The sequence below is a fragment of the Providencia sp. PROV175 genome (assembly GCF_032707045.1).
GTDB lineage: Bacteria > Pseudomonadota > Gammaproteobacteria > Enterobacterales > Enterobacteriaceae > Providencia > Providencia hangzhouensis.
The window spans coordinates 101108-125698 of sequence record NZ_CP120534.1 but is presented as its reverse complement, the minus strand read 5'-3'; the positions used below and the strand labels follow the sequence as shown (position 1 = coordinate 125698).

Genomic DNA, 24591 nt, shown 5'->3' with positions numbered 1-24591 from the left:
TAGAACCATCAAAACTGACAGATATTTCATTGCATTACTCCTTCATGACGATGGAATTGTGGTTATTGAATAAGTGGATTACCTGCTGAGCCGATATATCCTCCCAGCCTTCAGGCATATCCGGTAGTTCATAGGTCATGGTATCTTCACGGGCATTCACGGGAATGGAGCAAACGAGAGAGAAGTTTCCTTGCTCGTCAGATATTGCCCATATTTGGGAAAAACCAATGACAGCCCCTGCCGTGACGCGCTGATTAATGCCCAGCATCATGCAGATAGCGCGTTGATATCCCATTGCACCAGGCTCACCGTATAGCGCACAATCAACACCTAGCGCAGTCAAAGCATTTACAGCTAATTGCATTAGCTCACGAGAGACAGCCTCACCAGCAGGGTTGTCATGACGCAAGGCATAGGGAATGTGATCAGTCTCAGCCAAAAGGGAATCATCCCCGGCCAACTTAAAGCCGGTCACTTTTTGGATGTGTTCATAACGTGAGCGGAAAAAATATTCAGGTACGCAGAAGTCTGGTCCTGAAAAGTTGATGAACCCAAGCCGTTCACAGACAGCCAGAGTCTGAGCTCTCCACTCATTGTAGGCTTCTACGGCACGAGCGAATTCAGCCACCATTTCAGGTGATTTTGTCTGGTAGAAGATTTCAATCATCATTTTCGCGCACCATCTGCACCTTGGCGGATCACTGCCATTTGTACGTCGAGCGCATCGTAATTGTTGAACGGATTAAAATTGAACAATGTGTGTATGACACGGGCATGAATCCGGTCATGCGGGACCAATCCTCGCAAAGGCTTTGGTGTGCCAGGTGGGTTTTCCCAGTAACGACTATCCCATGAGTGATCACGGTTGTCCCCGGCCATAAAGTAATAGCCTTCAGGAATAACCCAGCGACCTTTTGTTGGTACATAAGCAGCGTGTGTATCGATCACAAATCTGTACGGTTTACCAGTGCGCTCATCACAGGCCGAGAACACAAGGAAACCACCTTTTTCTTCGGTTTTTTGCCCCAGTACCCTACCATTGACTCGATACGTTTTGTCTGTGTCAAATTCAACCACATCACCGGGAATGCCGATAATGCGCTTTGTATAAAGCGTGCGAGGTACTGAAGGAGCCTTGAACACAGCTACATCGCCGCGCATTAATCGGCCATCGTCCAGCAATTCCCCCAGCCTGACCGCCGTAACATAGTCACCTACTTTATAGGTGGGCTGCATGGAGCCCGTAGGGACGCTGTAGATTGAGCCTATCCACCGATCACTGACAAACAACGTCACGGACAAGGCAAGGGCGATCACAAGCCAGGGTTGCGGTTTTCGGCGTTTGATGACATCTCGGCCCAAAACTGCCACCAGCCCGACAAATAAAATACCGAGCCCATTCATGAATGCACCGCCTTCAAAGAACGCGCGTAACGAGTGAGTGAATCAGCCAGGCGTATGTAAATTGACAACAGGTAGAAGTGATATGCGCTACCTTGCGCCATTTTTACGGCCAATGGATACTCTATTTCTTCGCCTCCTTCCATGATTATGAGGGACAAGTTGACGAATTGGTCATCACGACTAAAGCGTACACGGATTACCCGATTCGTTTTTACCGGCAGGTAATAACAGCGATACCCGATCACCGCAAAAACCAGTAAGAAAAGAGCCAGCAAACCGACTGGGACAATCCAAGTTAATTCCCCCGATAAACAGAACCAAAAGGCAACAGAAACAGCACCGTCAGTCAGTAACGTGAATACGCGGTTGAGCCGTAGGCGGCCAGTCAAGATCATCAATGGTACGAATCGGAGCATAGCTTCCTCCTGTTTATGGATGCGGACAGGATACCGAACACCTAACCGGTGACTGAGTTTTTTCATCGACAAAACGAAGACGAAAAAAAGGGGGCTTATTACTGATAAAAATTGACCTCATTTTCTTTGTCAGCAAATTTGTCGTGATAGCTTGAAGGTAGATTCTATTGTTCTTTAGGAGTGCGCATGTCCACCAGCCTGATTGCTCGGCAATTACCCGCGTTCGTCAATGACGCGATAGGCGTTGTTAGCTTTGGTCCCAAATTACTGTCCCATTCCGATGACATCCTTGATTTCAACGGTAACAAAATGACGCTGGAAGAAGCCATGAAATCGGGATCTGAAGATACGAAAATCAGCGAAACAAGCGCACTCTTGGTAAAGCACCTTGAGGCTTGTGACCCTGCGGTGTACTTCAAGCGCAAGACGGGATTCCTGTCCCGCATCTGGGATGCCCTGACGGGGTCAAAAGAAACACGCATGATTGAGTTCACCATGAATTGTCGTCGTGTCGATCGGCTGGTGGCACAAGCCCCATTGATACTGGAGCAGGCGCAAAAAGGCGTGCATATCTTGTTGGCGCTTGAGCAAATCTATACGCGTGACATTGAAGCTTTGGACGCTTACATCCAAGAAGGCCGGGCATTTATAGCCCAATATCGTGAAAGTGGGGAGGGGCTATCAGATCAGTTGGAGTACGGACTGACCCGCTTAGCTCAACGCATCCTTAATCTGGAAGTCACCAAAGCCTCTTCAGAAATGAATAAGGTTCAGGTAGGGATGTTGCTGCACTCTGCCGCAACAGAGGTAGACCTTCTGGATGCGGTTGTGAAAAGTGCAATCCCTATCTGGCATCACCAAATAAAACAACTGCGAAGTGGAGCGGCCAATATCGAGATAGATCCGCAAGTCGAACAGCGTTTTCGAACGTTGGTAAACAAACGCAACGATAACGTTAAAAAGGGTAGCTGATATGACCAACACAATCACTGTCACCGCTGATCAGATTATTTTGAACAAAGAGTCTGAAAAGTTTGCCGTCACCCCAGCTCAGCGCGATCAGGTCGCTGCCGTCGCAAACACCCTTGTGCTGGGCGATCCAAGGAGCGCACATAACTTTGGCCGCAGCAAATCACCCGATGGTGCCTATCTGGATAAGCTGTTGGAAAACGTTCATGTCTATAACCAAGGCAAGGACGGCAAGCGGCTGAATGAAATCGTTGAACTTGCTCGCGATATCAGTACGTCTGTACAGCCTGGCAAGGTGCAGCAGCTGTTACTGAAAATCCCAGTGCTCGGGTACTACGCGACGCGCGCACTTCGACTCGCTCATCGGGCGAATGACCGTTTTGACAACGTTAAAAACCAAGTCAGCTTACTGACGGAAGACATCACCAGCATCTCGACTGATCTCATTGGTCACAACAATAACCTCGACATTTTGTATGAGGAAGTGCTGGCCGAAGTGCATGAGTCGGGCATTAATATTGTGGCCGCAGGTTTCGCGATAGAGCATATTGAAGCCACCCTGAAACAGCGCCGCAAGGCATTGAAGAGCGACCCAGAAAACAATTTGCTTGCTTTGGAAGTCAGTAATATCGACCACCAGCTGGCCGTACTGAAAAAACGCAAAGTAGATATCATCATGACGCAGCAGAAATGCTTTGAGGATTTGACCATGATCCGAATGATGCAGCGAAATAACCTCAACATGCTTGACCAGTTTGAAACCATCAAGCGTGTAACACTCCCATCTGCCAAACGCGCTCACTTGCTGGTGGATCAGGCCACACAAAGTAACAACCGTTCAAAGCTGGTTCAGGCAGTGGGCGATGTCGTTAATGCGCAGGCGAGACACCAGGCAGACTTGGTCAGCGAGAGCTCCATCCGAATTGCACGGGAAGGACATCGCCCGGTGTATGATGAGTCAACATTGGAGCACATTTCAAACACCATCGGCGGTGCCGCGCGCGAGATTAAACGGATCCAACGTGAAAGCGAAGGCCACTACGCTCGCCTATCTGAACGTACAGACGCCTGGCAGAAGCACCGCCGTGAACTGCTTTTGGAACTGGCGGAATAATTTAGCAGTTACATCATAGGCCGAGTTATTCGGCCATCTCATTTAACGTTTAGTGTCCGGAGGGGGGAATGGTTAAGACAGAACCAGATATTGTCTCGACTGAAAAACGTATTCAACACAAGCGAAATCGATTGTTTTTGACGGGTTGCATCCTGTTGCTGCTTGCGGGTTTCGTCTGGATATTCAGTTGGATGCAACAGTTTGAACTGGATACACTCCATGCTATGGCGATCAATAAACCTGTTAATTTGTCTCTCGGTTCAGGGGCGTCGATAGAAGGGGGATTTGTCACAATCGGCGGGGTTATTGAAAAATACCTTTCGTATAGTATTCCATTTTTAGTTGCATTGGCCGTTGTCGTGGTAGGGATTGCGATAATGCAGTCAGAAGCATCGTACCTCATCATCATTGCGCCTGTCGCCGGTGTCATTTTTTCAACAATAATCCTGACGCATGATGAACCAAAATCGTTACCTAGCGCCACTTCGGTACGGACTGAAATACTTATTCCTGCCGGTGAGGTTAATGAATTACTGAGCGCGATCACGACAGAATACCCAGGGGTTGGCCTTATCCTGAAGGATGCGATGGAAAAGGGGAGCAATGATACAAATGCGGTTACCGCTTTTGAAGGTGAAATACGTTCAGGCTATGCTGCGGGTGACGCTCGTCGTGCGATGTCCATAAGCGTGGCATTGGTTCAGGCTCTGGCTGTGGCCGCGCAGAACACTTCTGACGAGAAGGAAGCTAACAAGCTTCTGGATAAAGCGAGCCGAGTCGCAGCCCTCAGTGTTCGCATTTTGAGGGATAATTATTTTGTGGATAGCGAGTTGGCATATCGATTATATGAATTGGCCCAGCGACTTGAGCCAAGCATTGTTAATGATGCCAAACCAAGCATTGAAGTGAAGTATCAGGAGTCGGCTGAAATCGCAGGAATATCACGAATACTGAACTGTGCTTTACTTGTGATGACAATGATACTCATCACGTTGTCTGGATTCGCAAATAGAAATCTGCGTTTGCTGAAGCAACTGAGAACGCAGCCGTGAACCACAATTCATAGAAACGAAGAGCCCCGGTTTTGCCGGGGCTTTTGATTAATGGTAGTGCTTGTTGTGATCGTTTTCCTCTTCTGCTTGAGAGGCCGCTGACATAATAGCCGGAGGTTCGGCGTAATCCTTTCCCTCATCATCCGGCTTCTTAAAGAATTTTGACCAAATGTAGTGACCAGCCAGTAAGGCAACTCCACCACCAATCATCAGCACATCAAACAAGTCGAGCTTAGGCATTTTTCTTCTCCAGTCAAAATGGGTCCATACCCGGCTGGCGTTTAACGCTTTCGGGCAGCGTAGGCAGTTCCCAATTTAAACACGGGCATTCTGACAAAAACACAGAAAAGGAGAGCGAAACGAGGGGGAAAAAAATCTGGCTCCATACAGTGCCATGAGATAATTAAGGCTCTTACCAACGCAGAGGTTTTAATGGCATTGATTATCCGAGCAGGAACCGGCCAGAGTGATACCACAGTCACCAAGGCTGATGAGCAAGGGCTTCTTGACCCTGTATTCGTTCAAAGCGTTCTGAAAGGGTACCCTGAGTTTTCTCAGCTAAGTCAGGGCATCACGTTGAATGGTGTGGTCTATGATCGTGTTCTCATGAATGAAGACGCGAAACACAGCGAGCTGGGTTTGAATCAACGAGCCACCACTTTGCTGGAGGAACATGTTTGCCTGGAAGGGCCGATCGTCGGTGATGTGTTGTTGCTAACGTCAGGAGAGCTTTACTGACACGTCGGTAATAAAAAGGCAACCATGTGGTTGCCTTTTCTTGTTGGATCATCCCAGCTGGTGGGGGTATTTGAGCCACCAGTCAGGTGAGTATAGGAAGTTTCCTTTCTCTTTCCAGCCAGCACCTATCAGCTGATCTTTAACAAAGTCAGGTTGTTTGCGTAGCGTGTCAATGGAAACTTCATCGACAATACAGACCGTTCCTTTCTCACCTTCAATCTCACTTTTAATGTAACGTGTCAGGCCGATGAGTTGAATGCGTGAGCTGATTGCACCTGCTGTCCGATCCATTTTTTTGGCTATCACGTCTGGCGAATGATGCTCCCCAAGTAAAGTGAATAGGAATTTATAGTTGCCAGCGAACCATAATTTACCGTTGCGCGTTTTTTCACGAGCAGGTGCTGGCTGGCGCTTTTCAGTGGATGTAGGTGGTGTCGAAGCTGCGGGGGTGGCGTTTTTTTCAGCCAGAGGAGGGGGTTGAGGTGCTGCGGTATCAATAGCCTGTCGTTTGGCATTCACTGCTTTCAACAAGGTTGCAGCGGCCATCATGTGCTCATTACACCGAACTGGTGTATCGGCTTCTGTGACTGAAGCTTTCAGCGGCCAGGAGCCTGGAATCAGGTCGGTGATCTGGGTTGCGTCAGACCACCAGGTTGGGGCTGTTAATTGCAAACCATCAATGAGCCAGCCATTGTGCAACATAGGTAGCACGTCAAAATAACGCATTTTCGACAGCACTCGTGGCTGGATAGTTGCGCACATCCAGACCTTGGCCTCCCCTGAGTCTTCAGCAGTTCCGACACGAACCAAACCCATGATAGAGAGCTGTTGAATAATATTAGACATGCTGCGCATCAGTACCTGCGTTAGTGCATCCTTACTGGGGCGCTGAGACAGAGCTGTCAGCATCATGCCCACATCCTCTGGAGTCCAAGGCTTACCGTTATTGAGCAAGTGAACTGTTCGGCGAGCAGGCGCGTCAGCATCGTCGTTATAACGAAACGCAAGAGCAGGGCGTGATGTCCACCACTCAGGCGACCGCAGTGATTGCTCTCCACGCCATACCTGTGGAGCCCATCCCATCTCGGTCAGATTGCGATAAATGCCGGACATAGTTTTACCCAAGCAAGCAATACCGACCTGGTGATTTGGCACCAGGGTTATCTGGCTGAGGTCATCAATGTTTTCACAAGTGGCAATGTACAAATCCATCGCGATACACTTGCGTTGAATTTCTTCCACATCCTTACCGATGACTGACGATAAGGCTGTAAAAGAGTAGTTATCCTTCAGCCCCTTCACAAGCTTGAGTTCGTCAGTAATCGACCACGCGATGTTCTCTTGAGTCATGTTGAGGTCCTATTTGATTACTACAGTGCTGATATTTTAACCGAGGGCAAGTCACTATCGAAATTTTGTGACCTATTTTGCACAGGGTTATGTACAGAATTTGTGGATAAAATGGCGATCAAAAAGCTTGATTTAAATTTCAAAGGCATCATTGGATTAGCCCTCTAGATTTAAGCTAACGTGCAGGTCAACGGTTGCCTGGCAGCCGGGGATGTATCTCGGCCAATCAGTTGCATTTGCTCGCTTTATAACCACGACCTCAAATCCAAACTGATCCGCAGTCAGGTCAACAATAAAGTCAGCATTATCCGCAGTTGCTTCACACCAATAATGGCCGTGCTGAGATGATGATGTGTATAACCCTCCGTCAGCGTACCCATCACCTCCACGGATCCGTGTCGGATAGCCGCCTCGGGTTAACATTGCGGCCAGCATCAAACTGGCATATAGACAGGTTCCCTTGGTTGAGGAAACATTGCAGTGTGCTAGTAACCCGTCGAGTATAATTCTTGCCTTCTGGGCAATCTCGGTTAATGAAGGTCGGGCTGGTGGAATGGTTAGGTGATGTGGGCTCACGGATTAGCCCTCATTCAACAGACGCTGTATAGCCGCTCTGACACGCAGGATTGCCGCACGCTCAGCGATTGTGCTGAATCCCTTAGTGTTATGCTTGCGTTCAAAAATGTCTTTTTCCCAGGCGGAGATATAGCCCTTTTCCCGTGCCTCGGCCAATTTGACTACCAGTTGTTCAGGATCTGAAATGACACAGAAGGGGGTGGCACTAACCTTTGCGAGGGCCTGCGCTTCTGCGGTGGTTTCCGGTAGCGCTTTGGAAATCCCGGCCTGCATCATTTTGGTTTGGATGTTAGCTCGTATCGCGTGCTGTTTGACCGTTAATTTTTTCATAGGAAAGGTCCGCAATGCGAAGTCCTTTTCCCACTGGTTGATGACATTCTGATTGAATGCGGTTTGGATGTGACTTGCACCGTAGACCAGCGCACGACTTTCTTCACCCATGTCTGCTAATTTGGCATTGATAGACTCACGCGTTTTCAGTTGTTTCTGCGTTAGCTTCCGCTTGTCGATGTTGCTCAGGTAAAACTCAAATTCCCAGGGGGTAATCACGGATTGAGCCAATGCCATTTCAAGCAATTTTCGACTGGCTGCTTTCGTACCGTCTTTTGATATCCGATCAATTGCATTGAAAATGCCATCCGAACCCAGAGCCATGAATTTATTGACGCAGCAGTTCCCAACTCTTGCAGCCTTGTTGTTCGTTTTATTTTTGATAACGCAGATTTTTATGATTGGCTGATGGCCGCACAAGCACTGGTCAGCTATCTGCGCCCGAAAAACTTGCTGTAATGACCATTCAGTACGGGCACTTTCCCAATCTTCAGCCGTGGACATTTTCGTAATGCGCTGCATTAATTGTATGTGCTTGTAACTTTTTGCTTCGTTGCTCTCGCTCATTGTTTTTCCAGTCAATCAAATCCTTACCTTTTCCCTGTAGGGTATAGATTTTGCCAAATAAGGGTCAACGGAAAAGCACCCTGTTTTGCTGTCCTTTTCGGTACAATTAACAGCGTGTTAGTAATTGCATATTTATGCATAAAAACTAATGGAATATGAGTGAGGTTTAAGCCGTAAAAAAGGGGGTGACTCGTTAAAAGTCACCCCCCACACTGGATCCCCACCCAGACATACAATGCTTCACATTCGTTTGCATTGATTTAAATCATACATTCTTCAGAATTAGATGGAAGTCTTTTTTTGGTCAAAAAATGCATAAACCACGAATGAACATTTGAAGCGAAAATGCGTGATAAAATTGTCACGATTTTTCCATTGCTTACAGCAAGTATATATTTGCTCAGTATAATTTGCATTTTTACCACCGTGGGTCGCGTTTATGCAGCATGAATGACCTATGTGCAATGTGGGCACAAATTAACCAGAATTTAACAAATCACTCGATGGTGCGCACAACTGAAAAGCGCCGATAAAACTAGCCGTTTCATCCAACCTTTGTGACAAAATTGGTTTATCCTCTTTGGATAAATGCCTTTCTTGGCTAATTGGGCATTTCAAAAGCCAGACATTGTTTCTTGAATTATTACGCATGATCTCGGTTAAGTGATTTCGTCAGGCGACTGGGCGGGCTTACCATTTCTGTATTAACGTACAGAAGGAGCTCAGAATGACTGCAATAATTGATAAACAGATTTCCGCCGCGAACTTAAATGCATTTGGCTGGCAGTTGGGAGACCACATTCACTCAACACCGTTTACCTCCCATGTTTTTTATCTGCGGGACTACCGAGATGATCAGGTGCATTTGGTGACCATTGGACAGCGGGACTTTGATTCAGCGCGCACAAACCTTGATGTGCCCATTGGGGCTCATGTGGAGGCAATAGCTCAGCTCATTAAAAAAAGTAGGAAAAAAGCATTATCGCAAAAGCATGCTGGCGCGCTCAGCTTTGCGTTAGTGAATTACATCAAAAACACTGGCGCTTATCGCCAATGGCTCACTTTGATTTCACCCGGCGAACGCATGCACGCAGTCATGAATATCTATAGCCAGAAAAATGGCCTAGTGAGACTTCGGCCATTTATCGTGCGCCACGATGAGTTAATGCTGACACCGAACGATGTCATGCAGAGCACTGAACAGATTTTTGTGATGGATAAAGCCAGGAATCCAGAGTGGTTTAACTAATCTGATATCTACTCGATAATAAGAAAAGAAGAGAGCGTTTGCTCTCTTTTTTTTGAAGTGACTCAACATTGTGTAATTTTGCATTAACCTGCAAGTAGACGAGTAGGGCAGGAACGCATAAAATTATAATCGCGAAATGCCTTTATAAATCAATGGCTTATTTAACATAATCCTCATTATATGTATCGCGTTAACAATTTTAACAATTGGGTTTCCTGAGGAGATTTCGAACCTCAAAGTGTCAGAAATGGAATTGAAAGATGAAAATGAGAGCCAACGCATCTTGTTATCTTTCAATGTGCATAGACTTATACTTTAACCATATTATGATCGATGGATTAGACGTTAAATTAAAGGCACGACATGGGACACAACTTAGCGGAATTATCTAAAGAAGAAATGGACAAGGTTAATGTTGACCTTGCTGCTTCAGCCGTTGCTTATAAAGAGCGACTAAATAAGCAAGTGCTTGATGTTCAAGTTGAACAGGAGCAGCCAGAGCACCTGAGAGAATATTTCCGTGAGAGATTAGCTCATTACCGCAAGCTTTCCGAGACACTGCCTGGCGCGGGCTATTACGCAACGCTAGACAGCAAAGCACAGCAATGAGCTTACACTTTTAACCTACTTTTATATGGATATTAAATGACGGAATTAAACAAAAACGACTGGATCATTGAAGCTGATAAATCTATTAAGGATGTCTTAGCTAATGCACTACGAACCGATAAAAATGGTTCTTGGGATGAAAATCAGATAACAACGAACGCATTGAATGCCATTGGTAGCTTAGGGAAGCAATTGAAATGGAAATCGCAAAACCAATCTACTGTTTGGGAGTCATATAAGCAAAAAGGCAAGGCTGAGACAGCTTCAGGGGACGTACTTTTTTTTATTAAAGTAATCTTATCTAATGAGGTGACCATCGAGGGGGTAATTTACTACGAAGCAAAAAAAATGTATTTAAATGAAAGACAAGAACCTACAGGATACTCAGCTTTTGACTTCAATCAATTGGGCAGGATAGTACACCACTCATGGGGAAGCAACATATTACTATACGACGTAAGCCTTACTTCAAGTGCTAATGGAGGAGACCCGGAACACTCAGTTGGTTCGTTTGCTTTACCAGCTGCTTTTGTTTATTCCCTCCTAAAAGGCACTAGCAGATTTACTTCCAATCAATCCAAAGAATTACCAGGCTTAGGCAAGCCGTGGGCAAATTTTTTGGCTGATAATTTCTCTGGATTTGGTTTAGATTACCATCCCGCAGTCGTCGGTTACGCAAAGGAATACATATCTCAAAAGCATCCATTGTTACCTGCAAATATAGTCATTGCAACCACAAGTAAAGCGCCAGAGATAGAGCCAGAACTGGACCGCCGTTTTATTATTCCAAATTTATATATCCCGTCTGGTGAAGATGCAGATGGTGAGGTCATTCGTCATACTGATGATTAATGAGATCAGATGTTTGTGGGAAGTAAAAGTCTGTTATTATGGATTTGGGTGCTTGAATCATTTTGGTTCGAGCATTTGCAAGTTCCAAAAAGACGAAAGCCCCGAATTATATATGACAATAATTCGAGGCAGTCTCCAAACGTAGCAATTTGATTCTGCCTCCTTTAACAAAAGGAGTCAAGAGGAATGACCAAGTTTGCCCTTATTAGGCTGATTGCCGTATGTATTACGGTTTTGTGTTTCTCTCTGCTAATGCGAGATAGGCTTTGCTCTTTGAGTGTAAGCAGCGGAAATACAGTGGTTCAAGCTACTCTTTCCTGTAACGAGTAGTCTTGTGGGGGAGTTATCTCCCCCACATTTCTCTTTCTTTTGCCATGTTCGGTGATGCAAGCACCCTTTTCAATGCCTTCCTGACGATCAACGCACCTTCGCAATCGGGAGGTCATTGACGTTTGTTGTATATTCCGGAGACAGCATGCCGCGCGTCATTCCCCAGGATGGGTCACATCCTTTTCCAGCAAAGCCAATATTGAATTTTCCAGATCGATTCATGTTATCCAATAGAGCCATCAACTCTTCACTTCTTTTAAAAGGTTTGGCGGTGGAAAAAAGGTCGAACTGAGTAACATTTGAACCGGAAAAATCAGACAGCATCACGCCTGCTCGGTGGTATTGATACCCTTCCCTCCAAATTGCCCCCAGAGCTTTAACTGCGGCATTAATGATATCTCTTGTGTCTGCGCTAGCGTACACCAGACGCTCAGTAGCCCGATTGCTATACAAAGGGCCTGGCGAATAATGGCTTGTGCCAAGGAATACACTGACGACGCCACACAGTTGCTTTTCAGCCCTCAATTTCTCACTCGCTCTCTCTGCATAGGAACAAATTGCCTGGTGCATTTCGTCATAGCATTGAACTTTTTTGCCAAAAGATTTCGAGGAAATAATTTGCTCTTTAACTTTTCGCACTTCTTCTATTTCAATACAGGACTCACCGTTGAGCTCACGAACCGTCCTTTCAACGACAACGCCGAAGGTTTTTCGGATCGTAGCGATATTAGCATCAGCCAACTCTAACGCGGTATTAATGCCCATCATACGCAGCTTGGCAGAAATGCGACGACCCACCCCCCAAATCTCATCAACCGGTAATAATGACATCAATTTTCTTTGTCTGGTTTTTTGGCTTAATTCGACTACGCCCCCGGTTTTGCTCCAGCGCTTTGCCGCATGATTAGCCAGCTTGGCGAGTGTTTTTGTCGGACCAAAACCAACGCCAATAGGAACATGTGCAATTTGCAAAATGTCTTTTTGGATGGCCCGGCCAAATTCCTCGTACCCCCCTAACCTTTTACTTTCTGGCACGATCAGAAAGGCCTCGTCTATTGAGTATACTTCCATGACATCTGCAAAAGTGGATAACACAGACATAGTTCTGTCTGATACATCCTGGTACAAGGTGTAATTTGAAGAGAAGACTTGAACATTGTTTTTTTTAAAGAAATTTGCATTTTCAAAGTACAGAGCCCCCATTTTAATACCCAGCGCCTTTGCCTCCTTTGAACGTGAGATTACGATATGGTCATTATTTGCCAGAACAACAATAGGTAAGCCCTGGAGGCGCGGGTTAAAAGCAGACTCGCACGAACAATAAAAACTGTTAATGTCGCAGTGAGCAAACATCATAACGTTTTGTGAATAACGTAGGTCACAACCCCAAAGACGGTGAACTCAGCCCAATCAGCTATAGGAATTGGAGAAAAACTTGGGTTCATCGGGATAAGTGCTGGATACGGCGTTTTTTGGAGTTTTTTGATAGTAAATTCGCCATCTATGGAAGCGATGATAATGTTTCCGTCATGCGCCTGTAGGCTACTGTCTACGATAACAATGTCACCATCGCTAATATTGGCGTCGATCATTGATGTACCTGATACCCTCAAAAAATAGGTTCCCGCCGGGTGTGTTATTAATAATTCGTTTAAGTCTATGTTTTTTTTGGCGTAATCAGCGGCTGGGGAGGGAAAGCCTGCGGGAATGAGCGCCTCGAAAAAAGGCAGTTTTATCCCCGCTGGTAATTCACATAATGAAAATTGCATAACGCCACCTTTTGAATAACTGTAAATATATACAGTATTATTATTCAGGTGCGAATGATTGTCTAGTTGCTATTTTGTGATGGTATTCCGGTAAAGAATATACTCGCGATACAGAAGCATGATAAACCCACCCGCGACAAAGCCTGAAATGCTGCTCTGATATCCTTCTGGGGGGTGATAGCCTGCGATGGTAGCGAGTAAAATACAAGGCATACCAACCAATATAACGATTGTCCTTACGGCCTTTTGCCTGCCCATTAACATTAAAAAGGCAAGGCCAAGTATGAAGCCAAGCAATGTCGTAGCATCAACACCCAGACTAACAAGTCGGACTATGATTAAGGCGATTATAAATATTGCGATGAGCAGCTTATTTTTTTGGTTGCGGTACATGTAATGAATGAATTCAAGTAACCGCATCACCTCAACCTTCCCCGTGAATATCCATATACAATTTCATACCACTGTCGATGGAGTTCGTAAATATCTTAATTATAAGATCTGCATTTCTGTTGATAAGAGCATCGCGCAAAGGATAATAATATTTAGGCCATTCCTCTAAGGAAGTTGTTTCATAGAGGAAGTGGAAGCTAGGCCCCACACTTACCCAAAGCTGTGTAATCAACGCCATAAGCTCAGGGGAATCAGAAAGCGTAAACATCCGCAGTCTCAACGCCCAATGCAATTGAACGGCGGTTTTAATGTCCCCCGACAAGTGTGCCGCTTCGAGTTCGAGCGTCAATTCCACCAGTGAATTAAGCGCTTCGTCAGACATGATATTTATTGAACGAGTGATGGCGGGTAGTTCTAGCATCTTCCGTATGCCCATCAATTCAATAAGTCGATCAGGATGAATATCCGGAACCAAAAAAGCGTGGGAAGGTGAAACATGTAACGCTCCATACGAAGAAAGCCTTACCAGTGCTTCTCTTACAGGAGTAATGCTCATGTTTAAAGATTCTGCAATTTCCTTGGTGATCATCTTTTGGCCTGGAGCAAGAAACCCCAGAATTAAGGCGCATTTTAGACGATTTTCAACTTGTTGGGTTAGACTGATTCTACGCGGAGGTTTTGCATTTAATGACAATAGGATCTGGTCTGAAATGTCACATAGTTGAAATTTATTTTTATTCATAATTGAAATTCTCGCGGAACTTTAACCTAACAAAATATTTTTAGGAACATTTTATTAGAATTGAATATTCTAAAAAAATCAATTTTCAGAAGTAACGAATTCTTTCATTATCATAGATCATGATGATTTTTGAATGAACGACGGGTATCCTAAGAGTAGTCATAGCTGTGTACTCTGAGGTTACGGTGAAACGGTTATTTAGCTTGGATGACGTTGATATTATTGAACAAATTTTGAAGGTTTCAGATGCGCTAGGATGCAAAGGCTTCTCCTATGCGGTCCAGCCTAAAAGCAAAAAAGGTGGTTCCGTAATCGTCTCGAACTTTCCACCACACTGGCAGGTTAGATACGAAAAACTATCATATCATCACATAGACCCTATCATGACATGTGCTAAAAAAAGTATACAGCCTTTTCACTGGGCTGATGCTGGTAGCAAACCATATCAGGATGTCAGAAATATTCAGATATCCGACCATGCCATTCCTGGTGTACTGAATGGATACACAATACCTTTGCATGACCACATGGATAACGTAGTGGCCTTTAGTGTTTGGAATGACAATTCATCCAGCGAACTCCAGCGACCTCATCATCCAATAAATGATAATATATATAGAAAAATCATAACCCTACATGAGATGATGTTAACCAAAAAAAATGAAGTGGCTGAAATAGAACAACACATCCTTAGCAGCAGGGAACTACAGGTGCTGCAACTGTCCGGACATGGAAAAACCTACAAAGAGATCGCTCAGACTCTATCAATTTCTGAGAACACTATAAAATTTCACGTTAAGAATATCCTAACCAAATTGAATTCTAGCAATATGAGACAAGCCATAACTACGTTAAAAAAGACTTCTGGCTATTTTTAAGTGGAGAAATAGCTTCAGAAAGAGTCACCATACACCCGCTCGGGCAGCGCGCTGAGTTTTTCACAAATCTCGCCCCTAACAAACAAGCAGTAATCCCGCTTACCAACCAAATACACATCGTAATCCACCAGGCAAGCATGTGCATTTGATAACTTCACAAGCAAAGCACTCATAATGTCCGGGAAGCCTGGCGCTTGATTCAACAGGTGAAAATTCACTGTAAATCGCGTAGGTAGAGACTCCAGAATATCTCTTTCATAAAAATCATTTTCATTCTGAACACCCCAGTAAAAACTTATCTTTCGTTCCGAATCTTTATTTGCTTCAGTGAGTAAAATAGAGCGAGCATAAGAATAACCAGAACCAAAGGCCAGAACGATGACAGGCCTACCGCTGTCTGAACGAAGCCAGGCGTTCCCCATAGGCCCGGCAACAACAACGTCATCACCGACCTTTAGTTTTTTGAGAAAACTATCATGCTTCCTTGTGTCGGCGATATGTAACTCGATCACCTCACCTGAGTTTTCGGGAGAAGCTATCGAAAAATACCCAGATCGGCCGCAATTTAGAATAACCTGAACATATTGACCGGGCTGATAATTTAGTTCAGATTCAAGTCGAATCACTACACGATAGATGTAAGAGTTTAGAGCTCTCATGCTTGATACAGTTGCCGTTACCATTTTTGCCTCACGTTAAAGGCTGGGGATGACCCAGCCAATAAACATCAAATGAACAGGTTGTTTGAATGGTTGTTTAGTAGAAATTGTCCACACTGCTGAACAATAGACTCACTGGCAACAGCGTGCTGATTCATGGTGTAACTGTCGCGCAACCATTTATCCATCGGTGTTTCGTTTTTATATATCGAAGCACCGCCCACCAAGTCATAAATGGTTGAGATGATTTGACGGGAAACCTTGAATGCTTGTTGCCTTGCCAGGGCAACTGTAATGCGGTGAGCGTTGCTCAGCGGCTCTTTACCTACAAGGCCATCCCATTGCTCATTCAGTGATGAATAAACGGCACATCGTGCGCTATAGAGCTCAATTTCACACCGTGCAAGAACCGCCTGCACTCGTGGACTTTTTTTCCACGAAACCGACAGTGAGCGGTCGTATTTGTGCTCAGCAAGGCTGATCGCATAGTCCAGAGCAGCACGCGCCATCCCGAGTGGTATTCCTGCCATGTTGCGCAGGATAGCATCAGGAACATCGTGTAAAGGCCCTTTGCGATAAGGCTCATTGAAACTAAAACTGTGCTCGTAGGGAACGAACATGTTATTGGCACCATAATCACGACTTCCACTTCCGGCAAGACCAGTCGTGTGCCAGTTATCGTGTAATTCGTACTCATCAGGTTTTGCCATCATAACCCGCCAAATTGGCGCTCCGTGACGATCAACGACCTGATTACCATCCTGATAAACGAAACACCCTGCGCTGAGTATATCGCAATGACTTAAGCCACTGCCAAACCGCCAGCGGCCGGAAACACGATATCCACCAGGCACTATCTCTGCTTTACCTTGAGGATGTATCCAGCCTGCCGTAATCGAGTCAACGGTGAACATATCACGCGCCACAGGCTCATCTATAAAGCCTGAGTAAATACCTGAGTCACTGCCGATCATTGCACACCAAGCCACAGCAGCATCACCAATAGCCAGTTGCTCGATAACCTGGGTTTGCTGAGGTGAGGTTAATTCCAGCCCTCCCCATCCTAATGGGAAATTCATCCTGAATACGCCAATCTCCCTGAGTTTGTTAACAATATGGGGAGGTAGTCGGCGCTGTTCTTCAAGTACACCACCTTCAGCTGAAACTTCCTTTGCCAGCTTTTTTGCATTAAGTAACAATGATTCGAATGAGATTGCGTGCATTGCGATCACCTATAAATATCTGTCATTACTGATAATGTTATTGGGGTCAATGAATTGCTTTAATTCACGAACAAAGCTTCTTTCACCCACACCAGGAGTAATTGGATCCGCCCACTTGGCATGTTCAACACCTAGCCGGTAAGGGATAAATCCTTGCGCCGTAAATTTTTCATGTAATTTACTTAAAGCGGTCAATGAATCTGCCGACTCTTTTTCGCTTTTCTTAAAAGCGATTGAGACAACCAGGTCTATGACATCACCACTAAGGGCGTTGATCGTAGCCCCGCAAAGAACTCCGGTTTCGTTGTGAACTTCATCAATTAGCTGATAGGCCATTTCCAGCGCATCAGCAGTGAAAGGAATCAACGGAAGGAAAAAGATCCAGCCAGTGCCACCTGTATCAACTTTGTCGTGTCTAGCTCCCAGCGTTTTTCTAAGCAGAGTGTCATTTAGGGATGAATCGCCAACATGGGCAGCTTCAACCAAATTAGCGATCACATCAGGCCCAGGATAATTACCTTCAGTTACCGAATTCGATGTCACATTTGTAAATACCTGCGAAGATTCGCACAATTTTTTAATCAAACCGATTCGTTGCGAGACATCGTCAGATAGACCGTCCACACACAAGTGAACGGTATATAATCCGTCACTACCGCCATAGGTTGAGTTGGCCGTGGTGTCATAGATCTTCAATACGCCGCTACTCAGGCCGTTAGCCACCCATTTCTTCAATGTTTGTATTGCTGGTGAAAGCAACTTTCGGCTGAAGTTAAATCGGACTACATGTGTACTTTCAGGGCGGGTATGTAGTTTTATTACCCCTGCCGTAACAACACCAAAACTAGATTGCGTAAAAAACTGCACTAATGAGGGGCCTACACCATGCGGGTATATAGGCGTTTCAACACTTCCGGGCCACCAGCCAACACGGATGATTTTTCCCGTCGGCAACAGGACTTCAATGCCGACAAGGTCTTCAGTTCGTTGATGACGAAGTCCCACCCCTCTGTCCAAGGCATTGCCGAGGAAGCTGGAGTGAGCGGAAGATGCTGTAATGTTCAACATTTTTTGGGTGCCGATTAACAGCTCAGACAGTTCGCCTTGGGTCACGCCAGGCTCAATAATTGCCCAGCCTTGGTCTGTATCAATTTTCCGTACTGCATTTAATTTTTGTAACTCAACAAGGTAGCTACCGTCCGCAACATCCTCCCTAGAGCCCAGGCCCCAGTTGTACCCAATGCTGACAGGATGCAGCCGGGTGTTAGGAAACTCACTTGCACCTATCACTATTTGCTGGAGGTCTATGAGTGAGTTTGGACGTAAAATGCCTTTAATTTTTCTACGTCGAAAAGCACTGACGTTATCTGGTAGCCGTTTTGCCCTGACAACGCACTCACCATCTACACGCGATGCAATATAGCTAAGGAAATCTTCTTTCATGGTATTCTCTTATGTTGAAAGGTTGGTGTTTCAGAGTTTGGTTTTGACGTAACTTAGTTGGTCACTGAAAGTGCCATCTTGATTAATTAGTCTGTGTTTACTGACTCCTTCATGTACATAGCCTGCCTTGAGCGCGACTTTTTTGGAGGCCACATTTTCGGGTTTAACTCCTAATTCAAGGCGATTAAATCCTCCATCAGTCATCAGCCACTCAGAAAGCAATTTCAGGGCCTGAGATGCATACCCCTTTCCTCTGAACCCTGAAAAAACGCCGTAGCCAACATCACCAACCTTGGGTGGCACTACAGGCCGAAGGCTGATCCGACCAATTAATTCTTGTGTCTCATTTTCGAAAATAGACAGCATCATTTTTTCCCCCAGTAGCCAATATAGGCCTGCCAGACGGCAGTCTTTATCAAACTGAGAGAATGGGATGTCAGGATAGATAGACCAAAAACGAGTGACAGAGTCGTAGTGGTCTTGGAACATACGATGCCCATCGGGTCGGGCTGAAATGCGTAGCGTTACCACGCCATCGGTAAGGCCTTCTTGCGGGAATGGAGTGAAGGATTCGTGACCAGATTTAGCGCTGGAATAATGCAGTTCAACAATATCGATATCAGCGCCCCTGGGATCTTTAAACGCTATCAATCCACTGGGACTGAGTCCGGCATTCAGCGCTGCGGCTACTGCTGGTAGATTGTCTGAGTGAATTAGGCTCAGAACAGTTTTTCCTGCCTGCTCAAGCTCAAGAAATTGAGTCGTGAGTTTTAAAAATGCAGCCTCTGGGTCTGAGCACTCCCCCAGGGAGTGATAGATGACATTGTTAGAAATGGGATGTTCACTGAATAGAGACATTACACCATCGGAATCGCTCATTTGAACAACCCTGTGATGCATGTTTAGTTTATCTAAGACGTGCTGAGTGCTGTTACATAGCGGTGCGGAAGATGCATGATGTAAGAAATTCATCGTTAAACCTGTGAGATGGTTGTTTTGGCTAGGACGCTCAAAGCATATAGCCAATTCTTACAGGTTTAACCTACACAACAGGGTAGTTTTTATGGGGCAGTGGTATTAATGACCTTTGTGGCGACTTCCAGTTCGTCAATGGCAACGTTGCCTAGAAGGAGACCTAATCGGGTTGTAAGATTTAATTGGTTATTTGCATACAGCCAAGCCATTGCTCCCATACAATAGGATTCACGGCCTGAAGACTGATACTGCCCTTCCTCTCTGTCTTCAGCACCGCCCTGGTAGGTTGTCTTGTGGCAGAAAAAAACCTCCTGATCAGAAGAAAGCAATGTGCGCTTAATGTCATCCAGACGGCCCTCTGTCAACGGGATCCCTCCCGTCGTTCTGAACGGACAATTTGCGCAAGGTTTTTTAACGGCAAACAATTTTTTAATGTTCATTTCTGTTCCGTATAAATAATCGATGCACCTTTCCAGCGGCGAGTAGTGTTGAGCATGAAGTTAGGGTCGATACTGCGGACCGCCTCGGCCATCATTCGTGGTAAATCGTGCTCCACACCGACAATGTCGAGAGACATACAAAGGCCGGAAGCGTACTCGTTCAACAGCGTAGCAGCCAGCTCTGGTGTTGATACGCCGCGCTTGACTTCATCTTGCCGGACGGCCAGAACACCACCAAATTGGGCATAGACATCGCGCCGAATAGCATCAAGCAAGTGCGGCCAAAAAGCGCCTTTTGGTAACTCACTTAGGCGATTCATCAAAAAAGCCTCACAAGGAAGTCAGGGGTTGACTGCTTGGTATATAGATTACCATCACATCGTTCGCCATCGAAAGATTCCCAGCCCCATGCGGGGTCAACAGAGGTTCCTTTGAGCACTCTATCAATACGTGGCAGTTGAAGAAGGGCTTCATCGTACAAGGCCTGGTTGGTTTGCTTAAGCATCGGCAAGATCCGATTACCCATTTCCCACAGGTGGAACAGGATACCTTCATTTACGCCGGGCCTTGCTATCTCGTGTAACTCAGGAAGTGTCTTATGAATGCGACTTAACTGATGTTCCCAGTTCACATAGAGATCAACCTCTGCCTTGATTGCAGTGCGGTCAGTAATGATATTTGCGCCGTATATACGGTGCATTAACACGATGACATCCAATTCACATAACCCGTCATTGAGGAAATTGAAGGTCGGCAGGTTGAAGTGCATGAACTGAAGGTAAGCAACAGCCAGATCCACCTGGTGCAAGTTCATCATGGTTTCTATTGCGTAAAAATCATCTTTTCGGGTGGCGTATGTATGGGTAATGCGAAACTTATTCATTGCTGACCGCCTATGTTCCAGTGCCCTGGGATTACATCGCTTAAACGCATGAATGGTGTGTGTTGCTCATCAGAGGGGTAGCGTTCATCCAAAGCGGTAAAGACATCATCGGCATCCAAATCCGTTGCTCGAAAATCGTCCACCAGCCGACGAACTATTTGCCCTTTCCTCTCCAATTCAGTAAGCAACAGGATGACACGACATAGGGCTTGCTTAGCGCTGGCCTGCGCGTATCGAAGTTCACATGCGGCGACATTGGCTTCAGGGCTGATTGGAATATTAAGTTGTAGATAAGCCGTGGCCGCAGCACGGTTGTGTTCAAGGCTTCTCACCAATGCCCTGATCAATACAGGCATCGCACCAATGTGATGTGGTGATATCACGATACTAAGAGCGTCACTCTTAACTATCATTTCATTGGTGATTTTCCATTGATAATCGCGGTTTTTATTGTCCTGAACATACAGTAAACGGACCAAGATCAGGACAGCCGCGATCAGCACATACATCATCATTTAACCCCGTGCTTGATGTCTATTTGTTCAGCACGCGCAATGCTCCCGGCAATCAGTTGCTCGCATTTCTCGCGACGAAAATCTGAACTTGCGCCGATCTCATCGAACTGAGTTTTTAGCTGGCCGGTGTATTTCTCAACGGTTTCCTGCATATAGTCGGTCATTGCCTGCGCCCTTTCATCAGAATCCTGTTCAGCACCTAGCGCTTTAGATAACGCCCGCTGCATTTGTCGGGCAATTTCTTTGCCGCGCGAACTGGGGCTTTCAATGTAGGCTCGGCACTGTGCGATTGCGGCGAGTACAGCGCCATGCGAGCCTGCAATTTCGCCTATGGATTCTTTCGGCAAAGGTGCAGATTGAGCCGGAATAGACCCCAGAGAGAGCACCGCGATGAATATAGCGATAGAACTTTTCATTGTTAACCTCACGGTTTCATTTCGACGGGTAAAGCCAGCACGGCAATGCGATGGATAGCCGCAGTGATTAGCGCAATGGGCACGATCGCAGTGTAAACCAGCCAGTCACTATTAAGTGACGTGTACGACCACAGTGCGAACATGGCAAGGGATAGCATGGAAGTGGCAATCATGATGCTGACATTGCGGAACACGGCCAAGACGACGGCCTTGAAGTTGCTGAACAACGCCCCTTCACAACACACTACAGCCCCCACGAACATGATCATCATTGGCAGGACGAGCAAGGTCGTGAACGTCACCAGACTGTACATGTTGAAGTAGACTGGGAACAATGAAAAGAACCCCTGGGACTGAACGGCTGGAGGGGTTGATAACGGTACTGGTACTTGAGCATTACTTGCGGCAGCGCTGGCTGTCGGCATGTAGAGGCTGAGGCACCAAAGCACAAATACCAGCAAGAGTGTGGCAATAAGGCCAGTAAACAAAGTCACAATCAGGTTCCGAATGTGATTTTTAAATGGCAGTCTTTTGCCCGTGATTTTCTGTTGTGTCAGGGTCATCATCACCAGCGAGGTGATGAAAACAGGTTGGAGGATAAAAAAGCCGATATCGGCCATAGAAAGCCGCTGCATTAGCAAAGAAAGCAATCCTCCGCCGATAAAGGTCGGGACTATCAACATGAGCAAACCGTAAGGGCTCAAAAAGGATTTACACGTTTCGGTGAAAATGGATTTGATCGAACGGGTGCTAACTTTCGCGTGTCGCATTTTGGACATTGGACATCCCTTATTTGAAGGTTGGTTATTGGCCGCAACGCTTTTGAGGCGAAGCGTGGGAAATAACATTGGTGAGGTCACGGCGCTTTCGGCGGGTATTGAGGTCAACAACGTTGGAGTTAGAGGTTGTTGAGAGCAAGGCGGTCCGTTCGGCAGGACGATAGGCCTTAAGAGTAACGCCCTGGAATGTTAACGGGACTCCCTCCCCACCATCTTCATTGCAACGCCCCCCGGCGAGTTCATGCAGTTTCATACGCTGCTTCACATCCGAGGCTTTACGGCGAAACTCGTCCATGCTCTGACGGTCAGCCAGGCACTGGGCCAGATCTTCGTTGCTCAATGTGAAGCGGTATACCACCAGCTTTAACCAATATTTAAAGTTACCCATGACTCTTCCTAAATGGTTTCGAATGGGTTAATTGTCTCATGCAACTACTGCTGACAAAGAATGCAAAGGAGATCGAAATGACCTCCTTTTCTTTCAGAATTTCAACGCAGAATGGAGGATGATTTATTTCGAGGCTGTCATTGATAGGTACTTTTTACACTGCTGGTGGACACGACCGGCAAGAATGATCGAGGCGCTATAGTCGAGAACATCTAACCCAAAATGATAGAGCGTTTCATCGTTAGTCGGCTCAAACCAGCGACGAACGCCACGACGGCCAACTTTCAAGAACCAGGAGATACCTGTGGCTTTGTCATGTTCGATGAAGAGTCTTTCAGCCCCCTGCTCATCGGTGATGATAAACCCTGCCCCTTGCGGGTAGATAAGGCCTGAAGCACCAGGAGGAATGCAAGTTGATTCATTGGCTGAGAAAGCCAGTCGCTTTCCACGCAAATTTACAAACTGAGTCACGCTATTGTCCTGAAGAAAAATGAACAGCAGATAAAAAAAGGCAGGCATTGGAACCCACATGCCTGCCTATGTGTGACGTCATTTTAAGATGAGGTGAACCTGTGACGAAGTAAAATGGGCGACAAAACGCGGTGCTATTTTTGCCCTGAAAAAACCTTCACGCGTGTATCTACCCGCTTGAAAACATTAACGCCTTCAGTTGATTCAGACTCGTCTTGGGTGAAAACCCCCAGAAATCGATATAGCGTTCGATTCAGTTCATCGCGCGAATGAGCCATTACGATGCGGTAACACCATGTTTCCTTATAGTTACGCTCAGGATTAAGGCTTTCTTCCCTTATCAGATCGCCATTAATGGAAAGTGAATTATCCCATTCTCCTGCCTTGTATAAACGTGGAAACCAAACCATCACATCCCCGGTCAACCCTATTGCTTCTACAGCGGCTTTGGGTAATCGCCAGCCTCCTGATTGATGGTGGCCTTTATCTCCATAGCCAAAGCACTGTAAAGCATCACGATGATATCTGAATACAGCGTAAGGTCCCGCCTCCAGGAAACCTGCATCAATATGTTTTTGAGCAGTATAGCGTTCTTCATAGTCCCAGGAGAGGAACAAACCTTGCATTTCCAGCTGGGCTTTTCTATCCCTGACGAACTGGATAAATTCGTCAACGAGTTGATTGATGGCATCCAGGGTTAGGTTATTGGTCGGAATGCGTTTTTCAATAAATCCGGTCGCTTCCAAAATATCTAACCGACGAATACCGTCAGCCTTTTTTGCATCATCGCTGTCATGGTGTGCTTCGTCTATCTCAAGATACAGCTTAAGTTGAGGGAAAAGCAGATCAGCAAGGTAAATCTTTCCAGATTCTCCTTCCTTACGGATGCACTGCTGGCAAACGAACTCAAGCTGCGGATCATCCAACTTGTGAAAGATTCTATTAATGATGTAGTGCTCCCAGCGCTTGTGTGAAATTTTTGATAATGCTCGGAGAACGTAGTCGGTTTTACTCATAGGTTTACCAGTGCGGCCGTTATGGCAAATCCCATTAACGGCCGA

33 protein-coding genes are annotated in these 24591 nt (G+C 45.9%); 9 read left to right on the top strand and 24 right to left on the bottom strand.

All coding sequences use genetic code 11. The features are described from left to right. Nucleotides 1-34: 34 nt before the first annotated feature. Genes P3L44_RS21325 through P3L44_RS21315 form a run of 3 tightly spaced genes read right to left on the bottom strand, consistent with a single transcriptional unit; the run spans nucleotide 35 to nucleotide 1820 of the window. Entirely contained in the window at nucleotides 35-631 is a 597-nt protein-coding gene (locus P3L44_RS21325) for a hypothetical protein (protein WP_162762204.1), read from the bottom strand. Nucleotides 632-666: 35 nt separating this feature from the next. After that, complete coding sequence (lepB, locus tag P3L44_RS21320) at nucleotides 667-1404, bottom strand: signal peptidase I (RefSeq protein ID WP_263057238.1); 738 nt, start codon at nucleotides 1402-1404, stop codon at nucleotides 667-669. Then, on the bottom strand, nucleotides 1401-1820 hold the full coding sequence (locus P3L44_RS21315) for a hypothetical protein (protein WP_042847283.1): 420 nt from the start codon (nucleotides 1818-1820) through the stop codon (nucleotides 1401-1403). The genes lepB and P3L44_RS21315 overlap by 4 nt, the downstream gene beginning before the upstream one ends. A gap of 186 nt (nucleotides 1821-2006) precedes the next feature. Between P3L44_RS21315 and P3L44_RS21310 the strand changes: the two genes are divergently transcribed. From P3L44_RS21310 to P3L44_RS21300, 3 genes are all read left to right on the top strand, one after another. After that, entirely contained in the window at nucleotides 2007-2792 is a 786-nt protein-coding gene (locus tag P3L44_RS21310) for a hypothetical protein (protein WP_237072357.1), read from the top strand. A 1-nt stretch (nucleotide 2793) separates the two neighbouring features. Beyond that, nucleotides 2794-3903 carry a toxic anion resistance protein gene (locus P3L44_RS21305; protein ID WP_042847288.1) on the top strand — a complete coding sequence of 370 codons (1110 nt, stop codon included), beginning with the start codon at nucleotides 2794-2796 and terminating at the stop codon, nucleotides 3901-3903. Nucleotides 3904-3971: 68 nt separating this feature from the next. Beyond that, on the top strand, nucleotides 3972-4955 hold the full coding sequence (locus P3L44_RS21300) for a hypothetical protein (RefSeq protein ID WP_042847290.1): 984 nt from the start codon (nucleotides 3972-3974) through the stop codon (nucleotides 4953-4955). A gap of 48 nt (nucleotides 4956-5003) precedes the next feature. Here the strand turns inward: P3L44_RS21300 and P3L44_RS21295 are convergent, their stop codons facing one another. Next, nucleotides 5004-5195: a hypothetical protein gene (locus tag P3L44_RS21295; protein WP_042847293.1), complete on the bottom strand. Its 192-nt coding sequence runs from the start codon at nucleotides 5193-5195 to the stop codon at nucleotides 5004-5006. Between the two features lie 192 nt (nucleotides 5196-5387). On the opposite strand from P3L44_RS21295, the gene P3L44_RS21290 reads away from it, so the two are divergent. Beyond that, complete coding sequence (locus P3L44_RS21290; RefSeq protein ID WP_042847295.1) at nucleotides 5388-5693, top strand: hypothetical protein; 306 nt, start codon at nucleotides 5388-5390, stop codon at nucleotides 5691-5693. Between the two features lie 48 nt (nucleotides 5694-5741). Here P3L44_RS21290 and P3L44_RS21285 read toward each other — a convergent pair whose 3' ends face one another. The 3 genes from P3L44_RS21285 to P3L44_RS21275 all read right to left on the bottom strand — a co-directional run bounded on the left by P3L44_RS21285 (nucleotide 5742) and on the right by P3L44_RS21275 (nucleotide 8516). Further along, the gene (locus P3L44_RS21285; RefSeq protein WP_042847298.1) at nucleotides 5742-7043 is read right to left on the bottom strand and encodes a hypothetical protein; all 1302 of its coding nucleotides are present in this window, start codon (nucleotides 7041-7043) and stop codon (nucleotides 5742-5744) included. A 156-nt stretch (nucleotides 7044-7199) separates the two neighbouring features. Then, nucleotides 7200-7619 carry a hypothetical protein gene (locus tag P3L44_RS21280; RefSeq protein ID WP_226617171.1) on the bottom strand — a complete coding sequence of 140 codons (420 nt, stop codon included), beginning with the start codon at nucleotides 7617-7619 and terminating at the stop codon, nucleotides 7200-7202. 3 nt (nucleotides 7620-7622) lie between these two features. Beyond that, nucleotides 7623-8516 carry a hypothetical protein gene (locus P3L44_RS21275; protein ID WP_237072356.1) on the bottom strand — a complete coding sequence of 298 codons (894 nt, stop codon included), beginning with the start codon at nucleotides 8514-8516 and terminating at the stop codon, nucleotides 7623-7625. Between the two features lie 727 nt (nucleotides 8517-9243). Between P3L44_RS21275 and P3L44_RS21270 the strand changes: the two genes are divergently transcribed. The 4 genes from P3L44_RS21270 to P3L44_RS21255 all read left to right on the top strand — a co-directional run bounded on the left by P3L44_RS21270 (nucleotide 9244) and on the right by P3L44_RS21255 (nucleotide 11556). Further along, nucleotides 9244-9765, top strand: coding sequence for a hypothetical protein (locus P3L44_RS21270; protein ID WP_042847299.1), 522 nt, complete (start codon nucleotides 9244-9246; stop codon nucleotides 9763-9765). Between the two features lie 363 nt (nucleotides 9766-10128). Beyond that, complete coding sequence (locus P3L44_RS21265; RefSeq protein WP_166267796.1) at nucleotides 10129-10374, top strand: DNA polymerase III subunit theta; 246 nt, start codon at nucleotides 10129-10131, stop codon at nucleotides 10372-10374. A 36-nt stretch (nucleotides 10375-10410) separates the two neighbouring features. Next, nucleotides 10411-11226 carry a hypothetical protein gene (locus P3L44_RS21260; protein ID WP_042847303.1) on the top strand — a complete coding sequence of 272 codons (816 nt, stop codon included), beginning with the start codon at nucleotides 10411-10413 and terminating at the stop codon, nucleotides 11224-11226. Between the two features lie 186 nt (nucleotides 11227-11412). Next, nucleotides 11413-11556, top strand: coding sequence for a Hok/Gef family protein (locus P3L44_RS21255; RefSeq protein ID WP_072035187.1), 144 nt, complete (start codon nucleotides 11413-11415; stop codon nucleotides 11554-11556). 87 nt (nucleotides 11557-11643) lie between these two features. Here P3L44_RS21255 and umuC read toward each other — a convergent pair whose 3' ends face one another. The 4 genes from umuC to P3L44_RS21235 all read right to left on the bottom strand — a co-directional run bounded on the left by umuC (nucleotide 11644) and on the right by P3L44_RS21235 (nucleotide 14460). Next, complete coding sequence (gene umuC, locus P3L44_RS21250) at nucleotides 11644-12909, bottom strand: translesion error-prone DNA polymerase V subunit UmuC (RefSeq protein WP_042847494.1); 1266 nt, start codon at nucleotides 12907-12909, stop codon at nucleotides 11644-11646. After that, entirely contained in the window at nucleotides 12909-13325 is a 417-nt protein-coding gene (gene umuD, locus P3L44_RS21245) for a translesion error-prone DNA polymerase V autoproteolytic subunit (protein ID WP_042847304.1), read from the bottom strand. Before umuD ends, umuC begins: the two co-directional genes overlap by 1 nt. Before the next feature lie 69 nt (nucleotides 13326-13394). Beyond that, the gene (locus tag P3L44_RS21240; protein ID WP_042847307.1) at nucleotides 13395-13745 is read right to left on the bottom strand and encodes a hypothetical protein; all 351 of its coding nucleotides are present in this window, start codon (nucleotides 13743-13745) and stop codon (nucleotides 13395-13397) included. 4 nt (nucleotides 13746-13749) lie between these two features. Further along, the gene (locus P3L44_RS21235; protein ID WP_196053751.1) at nucleotides 13750-14460 is read right to left on the bottom strand and encodes a GntR family transcriptional regulator; all 711 of its coding nucleotides are present in this window, start codon (nucleotides 14458-14460) and stop codon (nucleotides 13750-13752) included. A gap of 203 nt (nucleotides 14461-14663) precedes the next feature. Between P3L44_RS21235 and P3L44_RS21230 the strand changes: the two genes are divergently transcribed. Next, nucleotides 14664-15338 (top strand): helix-turn-helix transcriptional regulator, encoded by a 675-nt coding sequence (locus P3L44_RS21230; protein ID WP_162762206.1) that lies wholly within the window; start codon nucleotides 14664-14666, stop codon nucleotides 15336-15338. Between the two features lie 14 nt (nucleotides 15339-15352). On the opposite strand, the gene P3L44_RS21225 is transcribed toward P3L44_RS21230, so the two are convergent. The 13 genes from P3L44_RS21225 to P3L44_RS21165 all read right to left on the bottom strand — a co-directional run bounded on the left by P3L44_RS21225 (nucleotide 15353) and on the right by P3L44_RS21165 (nucleotide 24546). Next, on the bottom strand, nucleotides 15353-16021 hold the full coding sequence (locus P3L44_RS21225) for a hypothetical protein (protein WP_042847309.1): 669 nt from the start codon (nucleotides 16019-16021) through the stop codon (nucleotides 15353-15355). A gap of 44 nt (nucleotides 16022-16065) precedes the next feature. After that, on the bottom strand, nucleotides 16066-17220 hold the full coding sequence (locus P3L44_RS21220) for an acyl-CoA dehydrogenase family protein (RefSeq protein WP_042847312.1): 1155 nt from the start codon (nucleotides 17218-17220) through the stop codon (nucleotides 16066-16068). A gap of 9 nt (nucleotides 17221-17229) precedes the next feature. Then, nucleotides 17230-18663, bottom strand: a complete 1434-nt coding sequence (locus tag P3L44_RS21215) for an FAD-binding oxidoreductase (protein ID WP_072035188.1) — start codon at nucleotides 18661-18663, stop codon at nucleotides 17230-17232. 30 nt (nucleotides 18664-18693) lie between these two features. Then, nucleotides 18694-19542, bottom strand: coding sequence for a GNAT family N-acetyltransferase (locus tag P3L44_RS21210; protein WP_166267800.1), 849 nt, complete (start codon nucleotides 19540-19542; stop codon nucleotides 18694-18696). Nucleotides 19543-19724: 182 nt separating this feature from the next. After that, nucleotides 19725-20003: a hypothetical protein gene (locus tag P3L44_RS21205; protein ID WP_226617167.1), complete on the bottom strand. Its 279-nt coding sequence runs from the start codon at nucleotides 20001-20003 to the stop codon at nucleotides 19725-19727. 71 nt (nucleotides 20004-20074) lie between these two features. After that, the gene (locus tag P3L44_RS21200) at nucleotides 20075-20398 is read right to left on the bottom strand and encodes a hypothetical protein (RefSeq protein WP_042847315.1); all 324 of its coding nucleotides are present in this window, start codon (nucleotides 20396-20398) and stop codon (nucleotides 20075-20077) included. Further along, nucleotides 20398-20961, bottom strand: a complete 564-nt coding sequence (locus P3L44_RS21195; RefSeq protein WP_042847318.1) for a hypothetical protein — start codon at nucleotides 20959-20961, stop codon at nucleotides 20398-20400. Before P3L44_RS21195 ends, P3L44_RS21200 begins: the two co-directional genes overlap by 1 nt. Beyond that, complete coding sequence (locus tag P3L44_RS21190; protein WP_166267802.1) at nucleotides 20958-21440, bottom strand: hypothetical protein; 483 nt, start codon at nucleotides 21438-21440, stop codon at nucleotides 20958-20960. The genes P3L44_RS21195 and P3L44_RS21190 overlap by 4 nt, the downstream gene beginning before the upstream one ends. 32 nt (nucleotides 21441-21472) lie before the next feature. Beyond that, nucleotides 21473-21892 carry a hypothetical protein gene (locus tag P3L44_RS21185; protein WP_042847321.1) on the bottom strand — a complete coding sequence of 140 codons (420 nt, stop codon included), beginning with the start codon at nucleotides 21890-21892 and terminating at the stop codon, nucleotides 21473-21475. 8 nt (nucleotides 21893-21900) lie between these two features. Next, on the bottom strand, nucleotides 21901-22671 hold the full coding sequence (locus P3L44_RS21180) for a hypothetical protein (RefSeq protein WP_042847323.1): 771 nt from the start codon (nucleotides 22669-22671) through the stop codon (nucleotides 21901-21903). A gap of 25 nt (nucleotides 22672-22696) precedes the next feature. Continuing rightward, nucleotides 22697-23059: a hypothetical protein gene (locus P3L44_RS21175; protein WP_042847325.1), complete on the bottom strand. Its 363-nt coding sequence runs from the start codon at nucleotides 23057-23059 to the stop codon at nucleotides 22697-22699. A gap of 123 nt (nucleotides 23060-23182) precedes the next feature. Next, nucleotides 23183-23530, bottom strand: coding sequence for a hypothetical protein (locus P3L44_RS21170; protein WP_144139272.1), 348 nt, complete (start codon nucleotides 23528-23530; stop codon nucleotides 23183-23185). Nucleotides 23531-23664: 134 nt separating this feature from the next. Next, the gene (locus tag P3L44_RS21165) at nucleotides 23665-24546 is read right to left on the bottom strand and encodes an AbaSI family restriction endonuclease (RefSeq protein ID WP_042847328.1); all 882 of its coding nucleotides are present in this window, start codon (nucleotides 24544-24546) and stop codon (nucleotides 23665-23667) included. Between the last annotated feature and the right edge of the window lie 45 nt (nucleotides 24547-24591).